Genomic DNA, 13939 nt, shown 5'->3' on the forward strand with positions numbered 1-13939 from the left:
CGTGATATAATGAAACATGAACGGAATCATGCTAAAATAAAAAGGCCTAGGGGGAGCGCCATCCCTCTAGGCTTCACACACGGGGCGTCCTCTGGTTAATCCAGGGGACGTTTTACTTTTTGGGGAAGAAACGGATCGGAGAGATAAAGCGAGATCGACGGCGTTGGAATCGTTTGTGAATGTCGGCTTGGACGTCCTTGACTACTTCCTCATTGGCCATCATGGCGTATTGGACGGTGTCTTCCCCCTGTGCATCCACGAGAAGACCAGAATGGTAATCGATGGAGACCAGCTCCTCTTCCACCACCCCTTTGAAGATGGCTTGGCACACAAGGTATGAACCCCGTCTGAAGGTGTCCCACATCTCGTTGTCCCATTCTTCCATATCAATAATGACGTGTTGCATGGTGAGTTCCGTGCTTAGGAAACCGCCATTACCTTTCAAAAAGGAATGAGGAGCGTCAAGATTCTGAACAAAGAAGTCGTAGTGGATGGGATCCATCACAATGATTTCCTCAACAGCAAACCGGCTGATGAGATCGACGGAACCTTTGAGGTCGGTCAGGGATTGGGGATTAGCGTGAAACCGCCCACCCGTGTAGATTTTGTTGAACTGGGAAGGATTCATGTACAGCATGTTCATCTCTCCTAATATGTAAAATTCATTTACAATGTAATAGTAACATAAAAAGTGAAAAAAGTTAAGGGAAATGTATTTTTTTAAATCAATTTGATTTGTATAATTATTGTTGATATAATCAAGAAAAAATCTAGGAGGAACCCCTCATGGAAGGAAAAAAAGATGTTTCTAAAATGAAACTAATCCCTAACATCGAATTGATCATGCTTGAGCATAAACGGAATGGAAAACCCATCCGGCAGAATGAACTAGCAAAGGAACTCAATGTCACGGTGTCAGCCGTGTCCAACTGGGTGAATGGATCAACCATGCCAGAAGCAAAAACGCTGTTCAAGTTGGCGTATCTGCTGGATCGCACAGTGGATGAACTGTATACGGTCAACTGGGAAGATGAGGAATAGTAGGGACACAACGAAATAGGAAAATCAAAGGCTGCCACGATGGGCAGCTTTTTTGTTTACCATTCATTCATATATTTTATTCAGTTTTCCGTTTACAAATCCATTTAATATTGATATTATTATATTGTAAGTTAACTAGTTAATTGAAAGGGTGTTACAAATGAAAAAAATTAAAGTGATTGTGAAAAGACCGTTCGAACCATTTGAAATAATGGAAATTGAGAGAAGCCTGGAATCATATTACCAAGTCATAGGTTGCGAATGTATCGGCGCAACCAACATCACGAAAGACGTGCAAATGATATATGATGATGAATACCTGTTAAACCGTTCGATCCCCAACCTTTCTTATCGCGATCCTCATGTAAACCACATCATCTGTGGAACCGTCATCTTCGCAGGAATTGAAGAAGGCGAAACCATCAGCCTGGTCGATGCCGAAACGGTGAAAATGCAACTGGAGATTCTGTTCCGTTCGTTTAATGAAGTTGAATCAAAAAAAGAAAATCACGAAGACTATATTTCTGTCACCATTGTCTCTCCTTGCCATTTCAAGGTGGAAGATATAAACGTAAGACGTCGCTAACCAAAGGGGGGATGCTTCCCCCCTTTCAGATGTTCCGCCACCATCTGGATAATACATTTCATATGTATTTTATCATTTTTCCATTTACAAATTAACTCATTAATAATATAATAATATTGTAAGTTAACTAAACAACATGAGGTGGTTTCAAATGACAACACAAACAAGCTGGGAAGAATTGTTTGGATGTAAACCATGGAATTTCACAAAAGAAAGAGCCGATCAACTCCCCCGCTTTGATGACTTCCGCGAAATGCCCATCATTGAAATAGTTCAGTTTATCAAAAAAGCGCGGGACGTGGAGGAGTACTGTACAGACCATGCAGTGTTAAACAGAATTGATACCTCTGTCAGGGAAGCACTCATCGCGCTTGAGCTCTTAGTAGGATAAGGTGGCCACTGGCCGCCTTTTTATATGGAAACTCATATGTCATATAAATTCTCATCTGTCATCTTATGTAAGAATAAATATGAGAACTCATATGAGTTGATCCCCTAAGGTTCACGCTTATCTCCCAATTCAAATCGCAAAAAGTAAAGTTGCCGTTTCCCTAATGTCACCCGCTCAACCCATCCCCTCTCCTCCAACAACTTCATGTTCTTGTTGATCGTCTCCCGTGTCACGCCAAAGAATTCCGCCAATTCGCTTTGCGTCCATTCATTGACTTCTTCCGTATACAACAATTCCAATATGCAGAATTGCAACGGCGAACAATCGAGTTCGGGGAACTTATGAATGAGGGTTTCCATCTTTGCGTCCTCCGATTTATCTATTTGATTAAATTATATCTCACCTTTAACCTTTTCGTCTAATATAAAGACATGCGCACACCTGGGAAATGGCCACTCTCTATCCCCTGTTGGCAGCGCATGAGGGAATAGGATTTGGTTTGGGATACAAACAAGTCCAGTTTACCTTTATGTTGAAATATCCCCTCCCCTTTTGTCGATGCAAAAAAGGGAGGCCTTCGCCCCCCTATGGTTGAAACAGACTGACTGCCAGTATACTCGGTTTCGGCTGCTGAACCAATGAAATGAATTGCCACCGTTCCGCTCCATCATATTCCTCCCGCTTCATCACAAAATCTTTCCCTCGGATGACTAACTTCGTTGTGACATAGGGACCACCCCGATATTCCCGTTGCACATAGATCAGCTTGGCCATCATGGCAAAGGACTCCCAGGTCACACTCCATTCATCCGTGCCTACCCAGAGAACATCCTCTGGAGTGCGATGGTTTCGATCCAAACATTCCATGGTTTCTGCGTACAAGGTTTTCATTTTCATTCCCCCTGATGATTGTGTTCTAAAAGGGTCCCTCGCCATCTTCTGCTTCGATCTCTATCAACAGGATGGCATGCTCCCGATACAGTCCTTGGCATTCGTCACACAAGAAGCCCATCCACTCAAACCTGGTGCCCTTTCTTTTCCTTTTCGCAACTCCGACACGTCCTTATTTCACCCCCAGAGCGAGGGGGCGTGACCCCCCATTTACTCATGGGCTTGTCCTTCCTGTTGTTCTTGTTCCTCTTGTTGTGCCTGATGCAACAGAGTTAAAACATGGCTTAGTTCTTCCTGTGTCAATGTTTTAAATGGCTTGTTTTTGCTTTCCGTGTATCCTTTTATCACATCCGCATAGGTCGTGTTTTTCTTCCCATATTCAATCACAATGGCGCTAAGTAAATTCTTGTTTTCCATCAATTGACGGTGGAAATCCATCACTTCTTGATAGCTCCACAAGGAAATCTCTTCCTCTTTCTGCAATTCTATTTGCTTGATGTGACTGTCCAATTTGGGGTAAATCTTTGCTACATCTTGTAAAAAGGCAACGATTTGATTTTTTACATCGGTGTAGCTTTCCACCTCTTCTCCATCAATGAGCCATGTTTTTATTTTATTCACGACTTCCATCGTGATCGTTCCATCGTAGTCCTTGAACAATCCTGGCGTATCCTTCAACGCTTCAAACGTGTGATCTTGACGAAGCATAAACACAAAGTCAAACAAATAATCGTAGTCGTTCGATTGTTGCGGACGTACGCCGATTTTCTCCACCTTGTATTTGGTCTTTCCTTTGTCATCCACCCCGTCTTCCTTGTAGGCATACTCTGTTTTGGCTCGAACCGTACAAATAATGTGGAGGGGCGAATGGAGAATCCGTTCTAACACCTTGCTGTGGTATTTTTTCGGCATCCGCCACGCATGGAAATCACTCATCCCCTTCTTTTTCGGATTGGCCGCCATGTCCGAAATCCCGCCCTCCCCTTCCCACTCATGGGTAAAGGAATCCAAGATCAAGCATTGAATCCCAGCTCTCTCACAAATGTCCAACGCATCCATGAATTTTTCCCATTGGTACGGAGGAGTGAGTCCCATGTGTGGGATTTTCGGTCCGATGAGTCCCACTTCCGGATCGTTCACCCCATAATGCATTTTCGCTCGATTGTATTCAGTATCCAATATAGCGATCTTCTTCCAATCGCCCGTAAGTCCATAAGCGATACGAAGTGCATCACGCGTTTTCCCTGTTCCCCCTGGTCCACATACCACAATCCGCGCCTTCAATTGTTCTCGGCTCCCTTCCTCAAGCACCAGATACTTACCCTTGGCTAAGACGGACATAATCACAACCCCTTTTGTACTTTTGAATTTATTTGTTATGTTTATATTTAACTTGTAATATTATTATAATATAATTCAAGCTAAAGTAAAACTGATTTTTTACCCTTCTGACGATTTTTTTCTATTCATTCACCCTTCCGACAAAATCCAGAGCGCACGATCACGAAAAAATTTTGCCAAAAAGGGAAATTCACTCGTTCTCCGTTTGACAAACTGTAGATATTCTGTAAACAATATAACTATAGAAAATTCATTTCTCTTACGATTTAAATCCGAAAATAATCACACTTTGCGTCCAAAAACCCTTGTCTCTTCTTGTTATATAAATGAGAGTGAGAAAGATGAGTAAAGGAGAGAAGAAAAATGACGCTGGGAGAGAGACTCAAACAGTTGAGGGAAAAACGGGGCTTGTCTCAAATCGAAGTGTCCAAACGCACGGGCATTCCCAATCATTCGCTTAGCAACTATGAGCGCGACCAACGGACTCCGCCCATTGAATCCCAACGTATCCTAGCCGACTTTTATCACGTCAGCTTGGATTACCTGGTCAATGGCGTTCGGAACATCCCAAAACAAACATTAGATGAGTATCTAGATGATTATCTCGAAAACAATCAAGAAATCATCTTTGACGGAATGCGACTCAGCGAAGAAGATGTGGAATACCTGATTAACAACTTTAAACTCTTTGTTTCCATGAAAAAAACCAGACAAAAAGAGGCCTGACTCTCCTTGTCTGTTATTTTTGTCCTCATTATTCTTTATCATCATCCAGAAAAACTCAGGCAAAGAGGGGATCATACGCCTGCTGTTTGCCTGAGTTTTTTTCTGCCTAAATAATCTATGATCTCTTGCATTTCCTCGGGGTATTTGATTACTAATTCTTTGATTGCTGGTGTGATGTCGATCCGTGGTCCTGCAGTGACTTGAACTCCCAACTCATCAATTAGTTTAATCAAAAGATGGATTTTTCTGTGCACTGCTACCCCTCCAATACTTTCAATCCCTTAGAACATTATTTTATAATTAAACGCACTCAAGAACAAACGTTCTTCACACAAAACTTTTATGAAATATGGATATATTCATTAAAACAAACGATAAATCAATAAGCAATACGGCGATTTGCTATAATCGATCATTAAATTTTATTAAAATTAAAATCAACAAACTTTTTGTTGCATTGACTATAAAAAGAGAAACGTTTCCGAACAAACTAATTACAGACTAAAAAATAAAATATTTTTGCTTTATATACCGTAAAAATAAAGTGGTTAAAATCAGTCTACCTTTCCACGTATAATAAAGGGAGGATGGGATAATTGAGATTCTATATCATCGAAGTAGGGAAGTATTTGCAGAGAAAACGAAACGAGCTCGGTCTCAAGTTGAAATATTTCTCAAACCAAGGCATATCGCCCTCCACCATCAGCAAGATCGAAAACGGCTCCCCTAACGTAAGTGAAGAAATGATTCTCAAGTATGCCCGATTGTTGAATGTGAAAGAAGAAGAACTCATTCAGCTTTCACAAACAAAAGAACACGCTCCAGATTCCTGGTCAGATGAGATCGATATCCTTGAAAATCTGCTCGAGATTGATCCGGATTCTGTGATCGAGAAAACCAAAGCTCGTTACTCAGAGCATCCCATATACCCCTATCTCCAAGGAAAAGCCTACAGCGTGAAAAAGCAGTATCAAAAAGCGATGAAACACTTCATCGAGACCATTCGACTTTGCAAAGAGGAACACGATCATCTTAATATCAAACCCGCCGCACAAATCAGTGTAGGAAACATTCACTTCTACGATCAACAACTTGAACTGGCCATCAAACTGACAGAAGAGGCAAAGGAATCATGGGTTCCAGAAGGAGAGCGCTCCTATCTTTATTCATATATCTTATTGAACCTAGCGATCTATTATCGAAAGGCAGAACGTTACGAGGATTTTGAAGAAACGCTCAATGAGCTATGGGATCACAAAGAACAACTGGATAGCGTAAACACGAAAGTCATTGTGATCGAACATCAAGCCTGGCTCCTCTACAATCACAAACAATATGACAAAGCCATTCATTTTATTAAAGAAGGCATTCTTCTTGCCCGATTAAATCAATTATGGGAGCGGCGATGTGACCTTTGGACCTTGCTTGGAGATGTCTACCATGAAAAAAACGAAGACGAGTTAGCCATCCAATCCTATCTCGCAGCGATCGCTACGAAAAAGGAGATTCCTCAACACAAGATCATTCCTGCATGTACGAAGTGTGCACTTCTTTACCTCAAACAAAAAAGATTCGATCAAGCGGAGGAACTATTACATACAGCCAAAAAAATCTGTGATCAGAAAACTCCTACCAATGATCAAATCGACCTGATGATCTCCTTTGGAGAAGTCTATCTTCAACAAGGTAAGCTTGAAAAAGCTGTTGACTATTTTATGAAAGCATTGTCTTTCAATCACATCCCCAAAAGGAAAAAGAAAATCGCGCTGATCTCCCTATGCCAATGTTATCAAGTATTGGACAAACAAAAGTTTGAAGAATATAAAACCGCCCTTTATCATTGGGGCGTTCAAGCCAAGGAGGAAGTATTATGAAGTTATTTGTAAAGACCATTTTGTTAGGCTCCATTCTCTTTGCCCTATCCGCTACATTTTCGACTGAACCCGTTTGGCCTAGTCCACCAGCAGAAGCACAATCCTATTCAGCTTTAGATGATGACCCGGTTTGGCCATAAAGAAAACACCAGGGCTCCATCGATGTGATGTGGCTCTGGTGTTTTTTAGAGTCAAAATCTAACCTTCCATATCCTTCTCATGTGCTGCCAAAAACTAAGACGAGGCCCACCGGTGATCTCATGTACCTTCTCCACACACCAATCCAATTTTTTGTTGATCTGATTACTGTTAAACCGCTTAACTTTCAGCTTATAATGCTTCTTCAATACATATTCTTTTTTGCGATCCCGCTCTTTTTGTGCTGGTGAGCTGTGATAGGCTTTTCCGTCCGCTTCAATCGCCAGTTTGTATTTTGGAATATACAAATCCACTTCCAAGTCCCCAAAAAGGATATGGGTTTTTACACGGTAGCCGGCACTTGTCAGAGCCAAATATAATCTCTTCTCAAGATAAAAGTCACGATCACTGACCTTCACTAGCTGCCAATCCGGCCAACGCTTTTCCTTCAATACAATCCGAACAAATCGAATACACGCCTTAACCAAATTTCTTGCCCGAATATAACGTATCTTCAAAGGCGGCATGCTTATCCCCCTCTTTTCGTATCCTTCCCTTTTCATTTTATCTGAATTTATGCAAAATATCAGACAAAAAACCTTGTCCATAGAACAAGGCTACTTGGACAAGGTTTGTAGAGGGTGCGAGAACGGATTTCGGGACCATCATATGTTGATTTTCCAGTCGTTAGTTTCTATGTAACTCTTCAGTAAAACTGTTTCTTATATTGATAATTTCAGTTAATATTAAAAAATGGAGGGCTTTTGGATTTATTACTTCTCTTTGGTCCAAGTAATGAAAGAGAATAGATATATGTTTTGAAGCTTTTGCACTCAAGGATCTTTTGTATAATTGATAACTCCAATTTTTGATTTGATTAGTAAACTTAACTCGCTCTTCTAAATCAGTAGATTGAACATAAGCCCGTTCAAATTCCCATAATATTTCTTGCAAGATATCATTTACTTCATGAACTTTTTCTCTTTTATATTCAAAATGATCTTTTTTAATTTGAGTTTCTTGTTGGACAAGATACGTGAGAAATGCTCCTCCAAATCCGATAACAGCAGCAAATACTTCCGGACTTACTATTGCTTTTTTTATTTCAGAATGAATAGGACTAATTAAAACCAGATAAGAAATATTAATCATAGTCACCGAAAGTAGGATTATAAAAAAGAAATACAATCCATAAGATAAATACTTTAACATCCTTTCTGAACGTTCTATTTTTAATTTGGATTCGAGGATTTCCTTGTGTTCTTCAGGAAAATCCTCAGGATAATTATCCTTATATTTCAAGTTTATCACTCCTTTACTTGGACAAGGCTTGGATATCTTTATCGATCGCAGTCAAATCGAGTTCTCGCTCAATCAATTTCGTGAGTTCCCTACTGTACTGTGAAAAAAGTTCATGGTCTGCGTCCAAAATGGGATCTTCTTTTTCATACGAGCAGAGGTCAAACATGAGTTGTAGCTGGTCCCGGATCGGCTTCGATATGTATACGCGGTGGAGATGCCGGAATTCATCTAAATCGATCAACGCTTCCTTCATCCGTTCATGGTTCTCCGGCTCTCTCGCTAAGATGCGGCGAAGTTTCCGGTTCTTCTGATCCATCTGGGGATACAAGTTAATCCGCTCATCCAAGAATTTTTGCACCATGTTAGATCGAGATTGTGTAAGTAAGGCTTGATGCGTTTTGTGGTTGAAATAGATGGTTACGGCGATAGTGAGGAAGATGAAGGAGCCATTGATAAATGCGGCATCCACTTCCGGGCTGAATCGTTTGCGGGGCCAGATTTCATTAATAACTATGGTTGATATCACTGCAAGACCAATTATTGCAACAACAGAGAGTGCGATTTTTAAATGAGGTAATTGTCTCAACTGTTTCTGAAATTTACTTTGCGGCACATCATTCTTTTTTACTTGCTCAATGAGTTTAGGCTGATCGCCTGCATCTTTTTTTAGCTGATTGTCTGCAGCTTTTTTCATTTTCAGTCCAATAATCCAAGATAAAACTACAGAACCACTTATCATAATAAGTGTAGTAGTAGTAAGGGTCAAATTAACATCAAAAATAAAATCTATAGCAAGAACAACCAAAACCATCAAAATTGTCGTCAACATAAAAAGTGGCATACCAACCAACATCCAAAAAAGAGCGTCATCACCTTCATCAATTAAGGCTTCACTCTCTTCATCAATATCCCTTTGCTTTTTTTTCATTCCTATCCCCCCTTCTCCCTCATATAAAACAAAAAACCTTGCTTTTACTTCAGCAAGGATTCATCCATTTCCTGTTTCAATTCACTATGTAACTTCTCTTTCGCCATCTGCTTCTGCTGCTCTTCCGTCAACGTATGGAGAATGCGATAAAACGTCGAGCGCGAAATCCCCAAGATGCCACAGACTTCATTCACGCTCAGATTCTCTCTGACGTAATACATAAACTTCTGCTGAAAGGCGGGGTCTTCCCATTTCTTGATTCGACCGGCCTTTTTCGACGTCTTCTCCATTCCCTTTTTCGTCCGCTCGCTTATCACACTGGTCTCCATCTCCAACAGGATCGGAGCCATCTTCTTCAGTTCATCCAGTTCTAACCGATCATCCAAGAGTTCGACTTCACATGGAACCTGGACAAATGCGCGCAACATCTCAGATATGGTCCGTCCCAGGCAAGTAAGATCCACAAGAACCAGTGTATCCTCAGGAGAAAGCTGATCCATCAGACGATTCCACTGAATGTTCGCGGTTTTTCGAGAATACATGAGCTTTTCCACGATGATTTTCTCACAACCTACGAATCGAAGCCTATCAATTTCATCCTTTCTACCATCCACGGTGTATCCGATCCTCATCCGGTTTCTCCTCCGTTTATTCACATATCCATGAACATGTTATGTTTTCATTGTATCAAAAAGGTGTTCAAACGACTAGTGGTCTATTTATTTTATCACTTAGTCAAAGGTGTTTTCAATTTTATATCATTCTGTTAAAATGAACATATCGTGTCGATGGTGACGAAGTTTGCGGGTTCTGATAGAATGGGAGGAAAAAATAGACAAAAAAAGAGACTCCCTAAGGAGCCCAAACCAGATTATAGCATTACAAAAAAAAGAGCCTTCAACCTCTCCCCCGAGGATAGAAGGAAAAACCGTTGGTCTCATTGAGAGACAAAAAGAAGAAACTAAACTTTCATGTCACCCATCGGAGTGACACAAAAGAGGCTGTCTTATTCAAATACATAAGTTACCCTTAGTTTACCCATTTTTTGAATAAACGTCAACTAAGGTAACTTTCGTGTGCCTCCTGTGTCTTCTTCGATGGAAATCGAAAACGCATAGGAGGTCTTTTTATGTCCAAAAAACCAGAAGAACAAAACTTTCTGTTTATGGCCGGACAAAGCAAAGCGGAACGGATATTTCAAGACAATTTCGTGTTAACGGATAAAGAATCAGGTTTCAAAATTATCAAAGAACACGGAACGAATGCGTTTACCATGTGGTGGATCCTACAATCGTATTGCTACGGTAAAGGAAAGGCCCATGCATTCCCAAGCCTGAAAACACTGTCCAAGCTGGTGAAAAAATCAGAGCGAACGGTTCAACGCTGGTTAGATGATCTGGCCAAAGCCAAAGGAATCAAGATTGTTCCTTGCTTTTGGGAAGACACCGGTTTTCAATCGTCTAACCTCTACGTACTCAATCATGACTTTCCAGAGGTTCCCGAATGGTGGGATACCTTCTTTCAACATGGGGCGATCCGGACAAGAGATAACCAATTCTCTGAACGGCCAGAACCCAGTAAAAAAGCCCCTGACAAAAATGTCGTCCCTATAAAATCAGCCCCGACAAAAATGTCATCCCCTGAAAATCAAGGGTCTTCTGATCAAGATGGTCAAGAACTCAATAACGAAGGGGATGACAAAAATGTCACCCCTGAAATTCCGGGCACGACAAAAATGTCACCCCTTGAAAATCAAGGGTTAGAGGCGAAAAGTGGGGAAAACCCCGAAACTCAGGCCCCGACAAATTTGTCACCCCAAGAAGAAGAAGAAACAACTTCTTTTCAAGAAGAAGAATTAAATACTATTAAGAAGAAGAACAACAACAACAGTACTTATATAGATAATAGAGTAGATACAGATATGGGAACTGATCAAGAAGAGAAAAACGTTGTTGTTGTTGATTCTCAAAAATCGGAAATCATTGCTTTGTTTGAAAAGAAAATGCAAATGAAGCTATCAGAAGAGGGTTTCAATGAACTTGTTCAGTTGACCATCGGTAACTTGAAAGCCAACCAGAAGGAGATTTCTTCTGAGTCCATTGTTGCCCGCCTCAAAGAATATATTCATCACGTGGACCAATATAACCGACCATTCAAGACCAACGGCTATATTGTCTTGCGCAATGCGATCCGGGATAACTATGTGTATGTCAATCATCCGATTGGACAGCCCAAGAACCAATATGCCTCCTCTCCACGCTGGAATCATCATGAGGAAGGAAACGAAAATCAGATGGACAGCCCCCGTCTGAAAGCCTTAAAAATGCGGAAAATCGATCTATTCTCGGAAATGACCCGTCTGAAAAGAGAGGAACCGGACAGAACAGACAAGCTGGCGGCTGCTCAGGCCGAATTCGAACGGGTGAGAGAGGAAATCAAGAAACTAGAAAAATCGTGTTCTTAATCGATAGAGGAAGACCGTCATAGATGGTTCTCAGAGCGAACAGAACACCTTTTTGAGACAGCCTAAATGGAGAAAGAATAGGATGGGTAGGGAGAGAGGTTACATATAAGAAAAAACGTATAGTCTGAGAGAAAGATAGAAAGGTTTCGGCGCGGGGCCCGGCTGTGCCGCGGCTGGCTCTGGTCGGCGTGCAACAGACGGCCCCCGCAAAAAAAGAAGACCCGTTTATAAACGGGTCTGAGACTCTCGACGAATATAAATGGTTAGACGTACAAATAAGTTTGTTTATAAGTTCCTATCCAGCATATTGTGAGCGGGATGAATATAAAAGAATGGGAGTATACGAGGAAAAAGGAGATAAATTTAAAATGCATCCACAGATTAAATCTCATCTCAAGGAAATGAATGCAGTCACTGACCCGTTGAAGCGAGATCCGAATGATAAATCTCCAATCACATATGTATATCATATTACTCCTCATCGGTTCGAAGAATGGTTAGAACCCGATCTTGAAGATACGGCCGAGTATAGTGGATATAATCCTTACCGCTTCCGAGATTATCTTAAGTACATTCGAGTAAGAGAAATTCCATCAGAAGGTTACGTAAGTACCCACTTAGTGTGTTTGAATGGGTTTGATGCGTTCTTTTATAGTGGGAAATATACCGTCGATGATCCTGAAAGTCGGGAAGAGGCAATATATGATCAGCTAAATGATTTGTATTTTGATTTAGAACGTTGTATTGAATTTCATGAAAGAGAACTGAAAAGAAAGAGTAATGGTGAGTGAACATCATGAGAGACATTGTAAAAGAAGCGATCTTCCTGCGAAATGATATTAATCGGTTGCATGAGATCATGTATTCATTTCCCGATGAATGTGATGAAGTAAGCGAAGAAGAAATAGCAAACGATGAGCAAATTTTTGCTTATCACAGAAGAGTAAGGGAGATCGGAAAGCAACTCACACCAGAGGAAATGACTGAACTGATTCTTCATCATGGATTTCAGTTGGACATCTTTCCATACCAGGTTGATGGTAAAAATTCGGATTACATTAAGCGATTTGAAGTAAGGTTTGATGGCCTGTATTTTCCCCTAAAACGAGAACATTGGAATTCAGAGCAATTGGCATGGATGATAAAGAAATTACATGCATCCTCTATAGCTAAAAACTTTACGATGAATCTTGATTGGAAGTCGCAACGATTAACTGGTTCTGATAATGGATTAGGTGATGAGTATGTGGGTCCTGATTGGGATTGGCGGGATTATTTAAAGCAGATTATTTCAAATGAAAACGTCGTACTACCAGAAGAGGATTAACACAGCCTAGGGGTGGGAATGGTGAAAGTAAAAAATATATTTTTTATCCTTGTTACCCTTTCATTAGAGTTCGTCATAAGTTACCTTTGTGCAAAGGTGTTCGAAGTCTCAGTGACCGAAACTACTTTTTTTGTCGGAGTATTCTTTATCTCTCTCTTTGTTTATTTTAATACCGCTGGAGGTACCTCAAGCAGTTGGACAGACGCCCGAATAACTGCAACGACTGGGATCAGAATGGAGAATAACTCCACTCGCCTTCGATTGAGTCCTGTTCTGATTGGAGCGATTATCTACTTGTTGATCTCCACGGTCTGGTCCATATACGTGTTTTGGCCATACTTTGTAAAATAACATGTGTAAGAGCCCTCAACGGAGGGTTTTTATTTTGTTCTTATTCTCCCTATCTTACCTTTCAAAGGAAACAGAACACCTTTTTGAGACATGTCTTAAGCAGGACTAGTGTGATAAGACCGGGGAGGATTTCTCCCTCCCTTAGAACCGCATATTTTCGGACTTTTGTTTCCAATACTCTAACTGTTGAGCCATTTTCATCATGCGATAGTGGATATGTGTGTTTACGATGATCTCTAGATGTTTGAGTTGTCTCTTTAGTTCCGGCTCTTTTATGTGACGACTCCAGAGCCGGAGCCAACGGTGATATTCTAGTATTTCCTGATGCGTAAATTGATCCAATTGATCACATGGCAATTTTTTTATAGTCTCTTGATCGATTTTGTTTACTTCTCGCAAGAGGTGAAACATGATAATCTCTCCCTTAGGATTATTTCTATTTATATTGATTATATCATTTTTTATATTAATTTGTAAACGAAAAAGTGAACATAAATGATAAGAGGGCTATTAGACGCCCTAACAGAAATGTCACTGTCTGCGTCCAATAACCCTCCCATTGTGTTATCATGGGCTCAG

19 protein-coding genes are annotated in these 13939 nt (G+C 40.7%); 10 read left to right on the forward strand and 9 right to left on the reverse strand.

Annotation, left to right across the window (positions count from 1 at the left end; translation table 11 throughout):
- Positions 1-112: 112 nt before the first annotated feature.
- Positions 113-637 (reverse strand): hypothetical protein, encoded by a 525-nt coding sequence (locus tag ACFQNG_RS20600; protein ID WP_379867795.1) that lies wholly within the window; start codon positions 635-637, stop codon positions 113-115.
- A gap of 149 nt (positions 638-786) precedes the next feature.
- Between ACFQNG_RS20600 and ACFQNG_RS20605 the strand changes: the two genes are divergently transcribed.
- The 3 genes from ACFQNG_RS20605 to ACFQNG_RS20615 all read left to right on the forward strand — a co-directional run bounded on the left by ACFQNG_RS20605 (position 787) and on the right by ACFQNG_RS20615 (position 2018).
- The gene (locus ACFQNG_RS20605; RefSeq protein ID WP_379867796.1) at positions 787-1041 is read left to right on the forward strand and encodes a helix-turn-helix domain-containing protein; all 255 of its coding nucleotides are present in this window, start codon (positions 787-789) and stop codon (positions 1039-1041) included.
- 160 nt (positions 1042-1201) lie between these two features.
- A complete protein-coding gene (locus tag ACFQNG_RS20610) occupies positions 1202-1627 on the forward strand; it encodes a DUF3846 domain-containing protein (RefSeq protein WP_379867797.1) in 426 nt (141 codons plus the stop codon).
- A gap of 151 nt (positions 1628-1778) precedes the next feature.
- Complete coding sequence (locus tag ACFQNG_RS20615; RefSeq protein WP_379867798.1) at positions 1779-2018, forward strand: hypothetical protein; 240 nt, start codon at positions 1779-1781, stop codon at positions 2016-2018.
- A gap of 104 nt (positions 2019-2122) precedes the next feature.
- On the opposite strand, the gene ACFQNG_RS20620 is transcribed toward ACFQNG_RS20615, so the two are convergent.
- The 3 genes from ACFQNG_RS20620 to ACFQNG_RS20630 form a co-directional block, all read right to left on the reverse strand.
- Complete coding sequence (locus ACFQNG_RS20620) at positions 2123-2377, reverse strand: MarR family transcriptional regulator (RefSeq protein ID WP_379867799.1); 255 nt, start codon at positions 2375-2377, stop codon at positions 2123-2125.
- Between the two features lie 226 nt (positions 2378-2603).
- The gene (locus ACFQNG_RS20625) at positions 2604-2909 is read right to left on the reverse strand and encodes a hypothetical protein (RefSeq protein ID WP_379867800.1); all 306 of its coding nucleotides are present in this window, start codon (positions 2907-2909) and stop codon (positions 2604-2606) included.
- A gap of 210 nt (positions 2910-3119) precedes the next feature.
- A complete protein-coding gene (locus ACFQNG_RS20630) occupies positions 3120-4250 on the reverse strand; it encodes an AAA family ATPase (RefSeq protein WP_379867801.1) in 1131 nt (376 codons plus the stop codon).
- 363 nt (positions 4251-4613) lie between these two features.
- On the opposite strand from ACFQNG_RS20630, the gene ACFQNG_RS20635 reads away from it, so the two are divergent.
- A complete protein-coding gene (locus ACFQNG_RS20635) occupies positions 4614-4976 on the forward strand; it encodes a helix-turn-helix domain-containing protein (protein WP_379867802.1) in 363 nt (120 codons plus the stop codon).
- Positions 4977-5047: 71 nt separating this feature from the next.
- On the opposite strand, the gene ACFQNG_RS20640 is transcribed toward ACFQNG_RS20635, so the two are convergent.
- Entirely contained in the window at positions 5048-5230 is a 183-nt protein-coding gene (locus tag ACFQNG_RS20640) for a hypothetical protein (protein ID WP_379867803.1), read from the reverse strand.
- A gap of 342 nt (positions 5231-5572) precedes the next feature.
- Between ACFQNG_RS20640 and ACFQNG_RS20645 the strand changes: the two genes are divergently transcribed.
- Positions 5573-6850 (forward strand): helix-turn-helix domain-containing protein, encoded by a 1278-nt coding sequence (locus ACFQNG_RS20645; RefSeq protein WP_379867804.1) that lies wholly within the window; start codon positions 5573-5575, stop codon positions 6848-6850.
- On the forward strand, positions 6847-6990 hold the full coding sequence (locus ACFQNG_RS20650; RefSeq protein ID WP_379867805.1) for a hypothetical protein: 144 nt from the start codon (positions 6847-6849) through the stop codon (positions 6988-6990). Before ACFQNG_RS20645 ends, ACFQNG_RS20650 begins: the two co-directional genes overlap by 4 nt.
- 51 nt (positions 6991-7041) lie before the next feature.
- Here the strand turns inward: ACFQNG_RS20650 and ACFQNG_RS20655 are convergent, their stop codons facing one another.
- From ACFQNG_RS20655 to ACFQNG_RS20670, 4 genes are all read right to left on the reverse strand, one after another.
- Entirely contained in the window at positions 7042-7596 is a 555-nt protein-coding gene (locus tag ACFQNG_RS20655; protein WP_379867806.1) for an endonuclease domain-containing protein, read from the reverse strand.
- Positions 7597-7675: 79 nt separating this feature from the next.
- Positions 7676-8290: a hypothetical protein gene (locus ACFQNG_RS20660; protein ID WP_379867807.1), complete on the reverse strand. Its 615-nt coding sequence runs from the start codon at positions 8288-8290 to the stop codon at positions 7676-7678.
- 13 nt (positions 8291-8303) lie between these two features.
- Positions 8304-9218 (reverse strand): hypothetical protein, encoded by a 915-nt coding sequence (locus tag ACFQNG_RS20665; RefSeq protein ID WP_379867808.1) that lies wholly within the window; start codon positions 9216-9218, stop codon positions 8304-8306.
- 44 nt (positions 9219-9262) lie between these two features.
- Complete coding sequence (locus tag ACFQNG_RS20670; RefSeq protein WP_379867809.1) at positions 9263-9850, reverse strand: recombinase family protein; 588 nt, start codon at positions 9848-9850, stop codon at positions 9263-9265.
- Positions 9851-10347: 497 nt separating this feature from the next.
- Between ACFQNG_RS20670 and ACFQNG_RS20675 the strand changes: the two genes are divergently transcribed.
- From ACFQNG_RS20675 to ACFQNG_RS20690, 4 genes are all read left to right on the forward strand, one after another.
- On the forward strand, positions 10348-11682 hold the full coding sequence (locus ACFQNG_RS20675) for a helix-turn-helix domain-containing protein (RefSeq protein ID WP_379867810.1): 1335 nt from the start codon (positions 10348-10350) through the stop codon (positions 11680-11682).
- 164 nt (positions 11683-11846) lie between these two features.
- Positions 11847-12473 (forward strand): hypothetical protein, encoded by a 627-nt coding sequence (locus ACFQNG_RS20680; RefSeq protein ID WP_379867811.1) that lies wholly within the window; start codon positions 11847-11849, stop codon positions 12471-12473.
- A 5-nt stretch (positions 12474-12478) separates the two neighbouring features.
- Positions 12479-13009 (forward strand): hypothetical protein, encoded by a 531-nt coding sequence (locus ACFQNG_RS20685; RefSeq protein ID WP_379867812.1) that lies wholly within the window; start codon positions 12479-12481, stop codon positions 13007-13009.
- A gap of 760 nt (positions 13010-13769) precedes the next feature.
- On the forward strand, positions 13770-13859 hold the full coding sequence (locus ACFQNG_RS20690; protein WP_379867813.1) for a sortase B protein-sorting domain-containing protein: 90 nt from the start codon (positions 13770-13772) through the stop codon (positions 13857-13859).
- Positions 13860-13939: the final 80 nt, after the last annotated feature.

The sequence above is a fragment of the Laceyella putida genome, from assembly GCF_042665195.1.
GTDB lineage: Bacteria > Bacillota > Bacilli > Thermoactinomycetales > Thermoactinomycetaceae > Laceyella > Laceyella putida.

Coding starts and splice junctions, on each gene's coding strand:
- ACFQNG_RS20600 (WP_379867795.1), bottom strand. CDS start 637: ATGCTGTACATGAATCCTTCCCAGTTCAACAAAATCTACACGGGTGGG.
- ACFQNG_RS20605 (WP_379867796.1), top strand. CDS start 787: ATGGAAGGAAAAAAAGATGTTTCTAAAATGAAACTAATCCCTAACATC.
- ACFQNG_RS20610 (WP_379867797.1), top strand. CDS start 1,202: ATGAAAAAAATTAAAGTGATTGTGAAAAGACCGTTCGAACCATTTGAA.
- ACFQNG_RS20615 (WP_379867798.1), top strand. CDS start 1,779: ATGACAACACAAACAAGCTGGGAAGAATTGTTTGGATGTAAACCATGG.
- ACFQNG_RS20620 (WP_379867799.1), bottom strand. CDS start 2,377: ATGGAAACCCTCATTCATAAGTTCCCCGAACTCGATTGTTCGCCGTTG.
- ACFQNG_RS20625 (WP_379867800.1), bottom strand. CDS start 2,909: ATGAAAACCTTGTACGCAGAAACCATGGAATGTTTGGATCGAAACCAT.
- ACFQNG_RS20630 (WP_379867801.1), bottom strand. CDS start 4,250: ATGTCCGTCTTAGCCAAGGGTAAGTATCTGGTGCTTGAGGAAGGGAGC.
- ACFQNG_RS20635 (WP_379867802.1), top strand. CDS start 4,614: ATGACGCTGGGAGAGAGACTCAAACAGTTGAGGGAAAAACGGGGCTTG.
- ACFQNG_RS20650 (WP_379867805.1), top strand. CDS start 6,847: ATGAAGTTATTTGTAAAGACCATTTTGTTAGGCTCCATTCTCTTTGCC.
- ACFQNG_RS20655 (WP_379867806.1), bottom strand. CDS start 7,596: ATGGACAAGGTTTTTTGTCTGATATTTTGCATAAATTCAGATAAAATG.
- ACFQNG_RS20665 (WP_379867808.1), bottom strand. CDS start 9,218: ATGAAAAAAAAGCAAAGGGATATTGATGAAGAGAGTGAAGCCTTAATT.
- ACFQNG_RS20670 (WP_379867809.1), bottom strand. CDS start 9,850: ATGAGGATCGGATACACCGTGGATGGTAGAAAGGATGAAATTGATAGG.
- ACFQNG_RS20675 (WP_379867810.1), top strand. CDS start 10,348: ATGTCCAAAAAACCAGAAGAACAAAACTTTCTGTTTATGGCCGGACAA.
- ACFQNG_RS20685 (WP_379867812.1), top strand. CDS start 12,479: ATGAGAGACATTGTAAAAGAAGCGATCTTCCTGCGAAATGATATTAAT.
- ACFQNG_RS20690 (WP_379867813.1), top strand. CDS start 13,770: ATGATAATCTCTCCCTTAGGATTATTTCTATTTATATTGATTATATCA.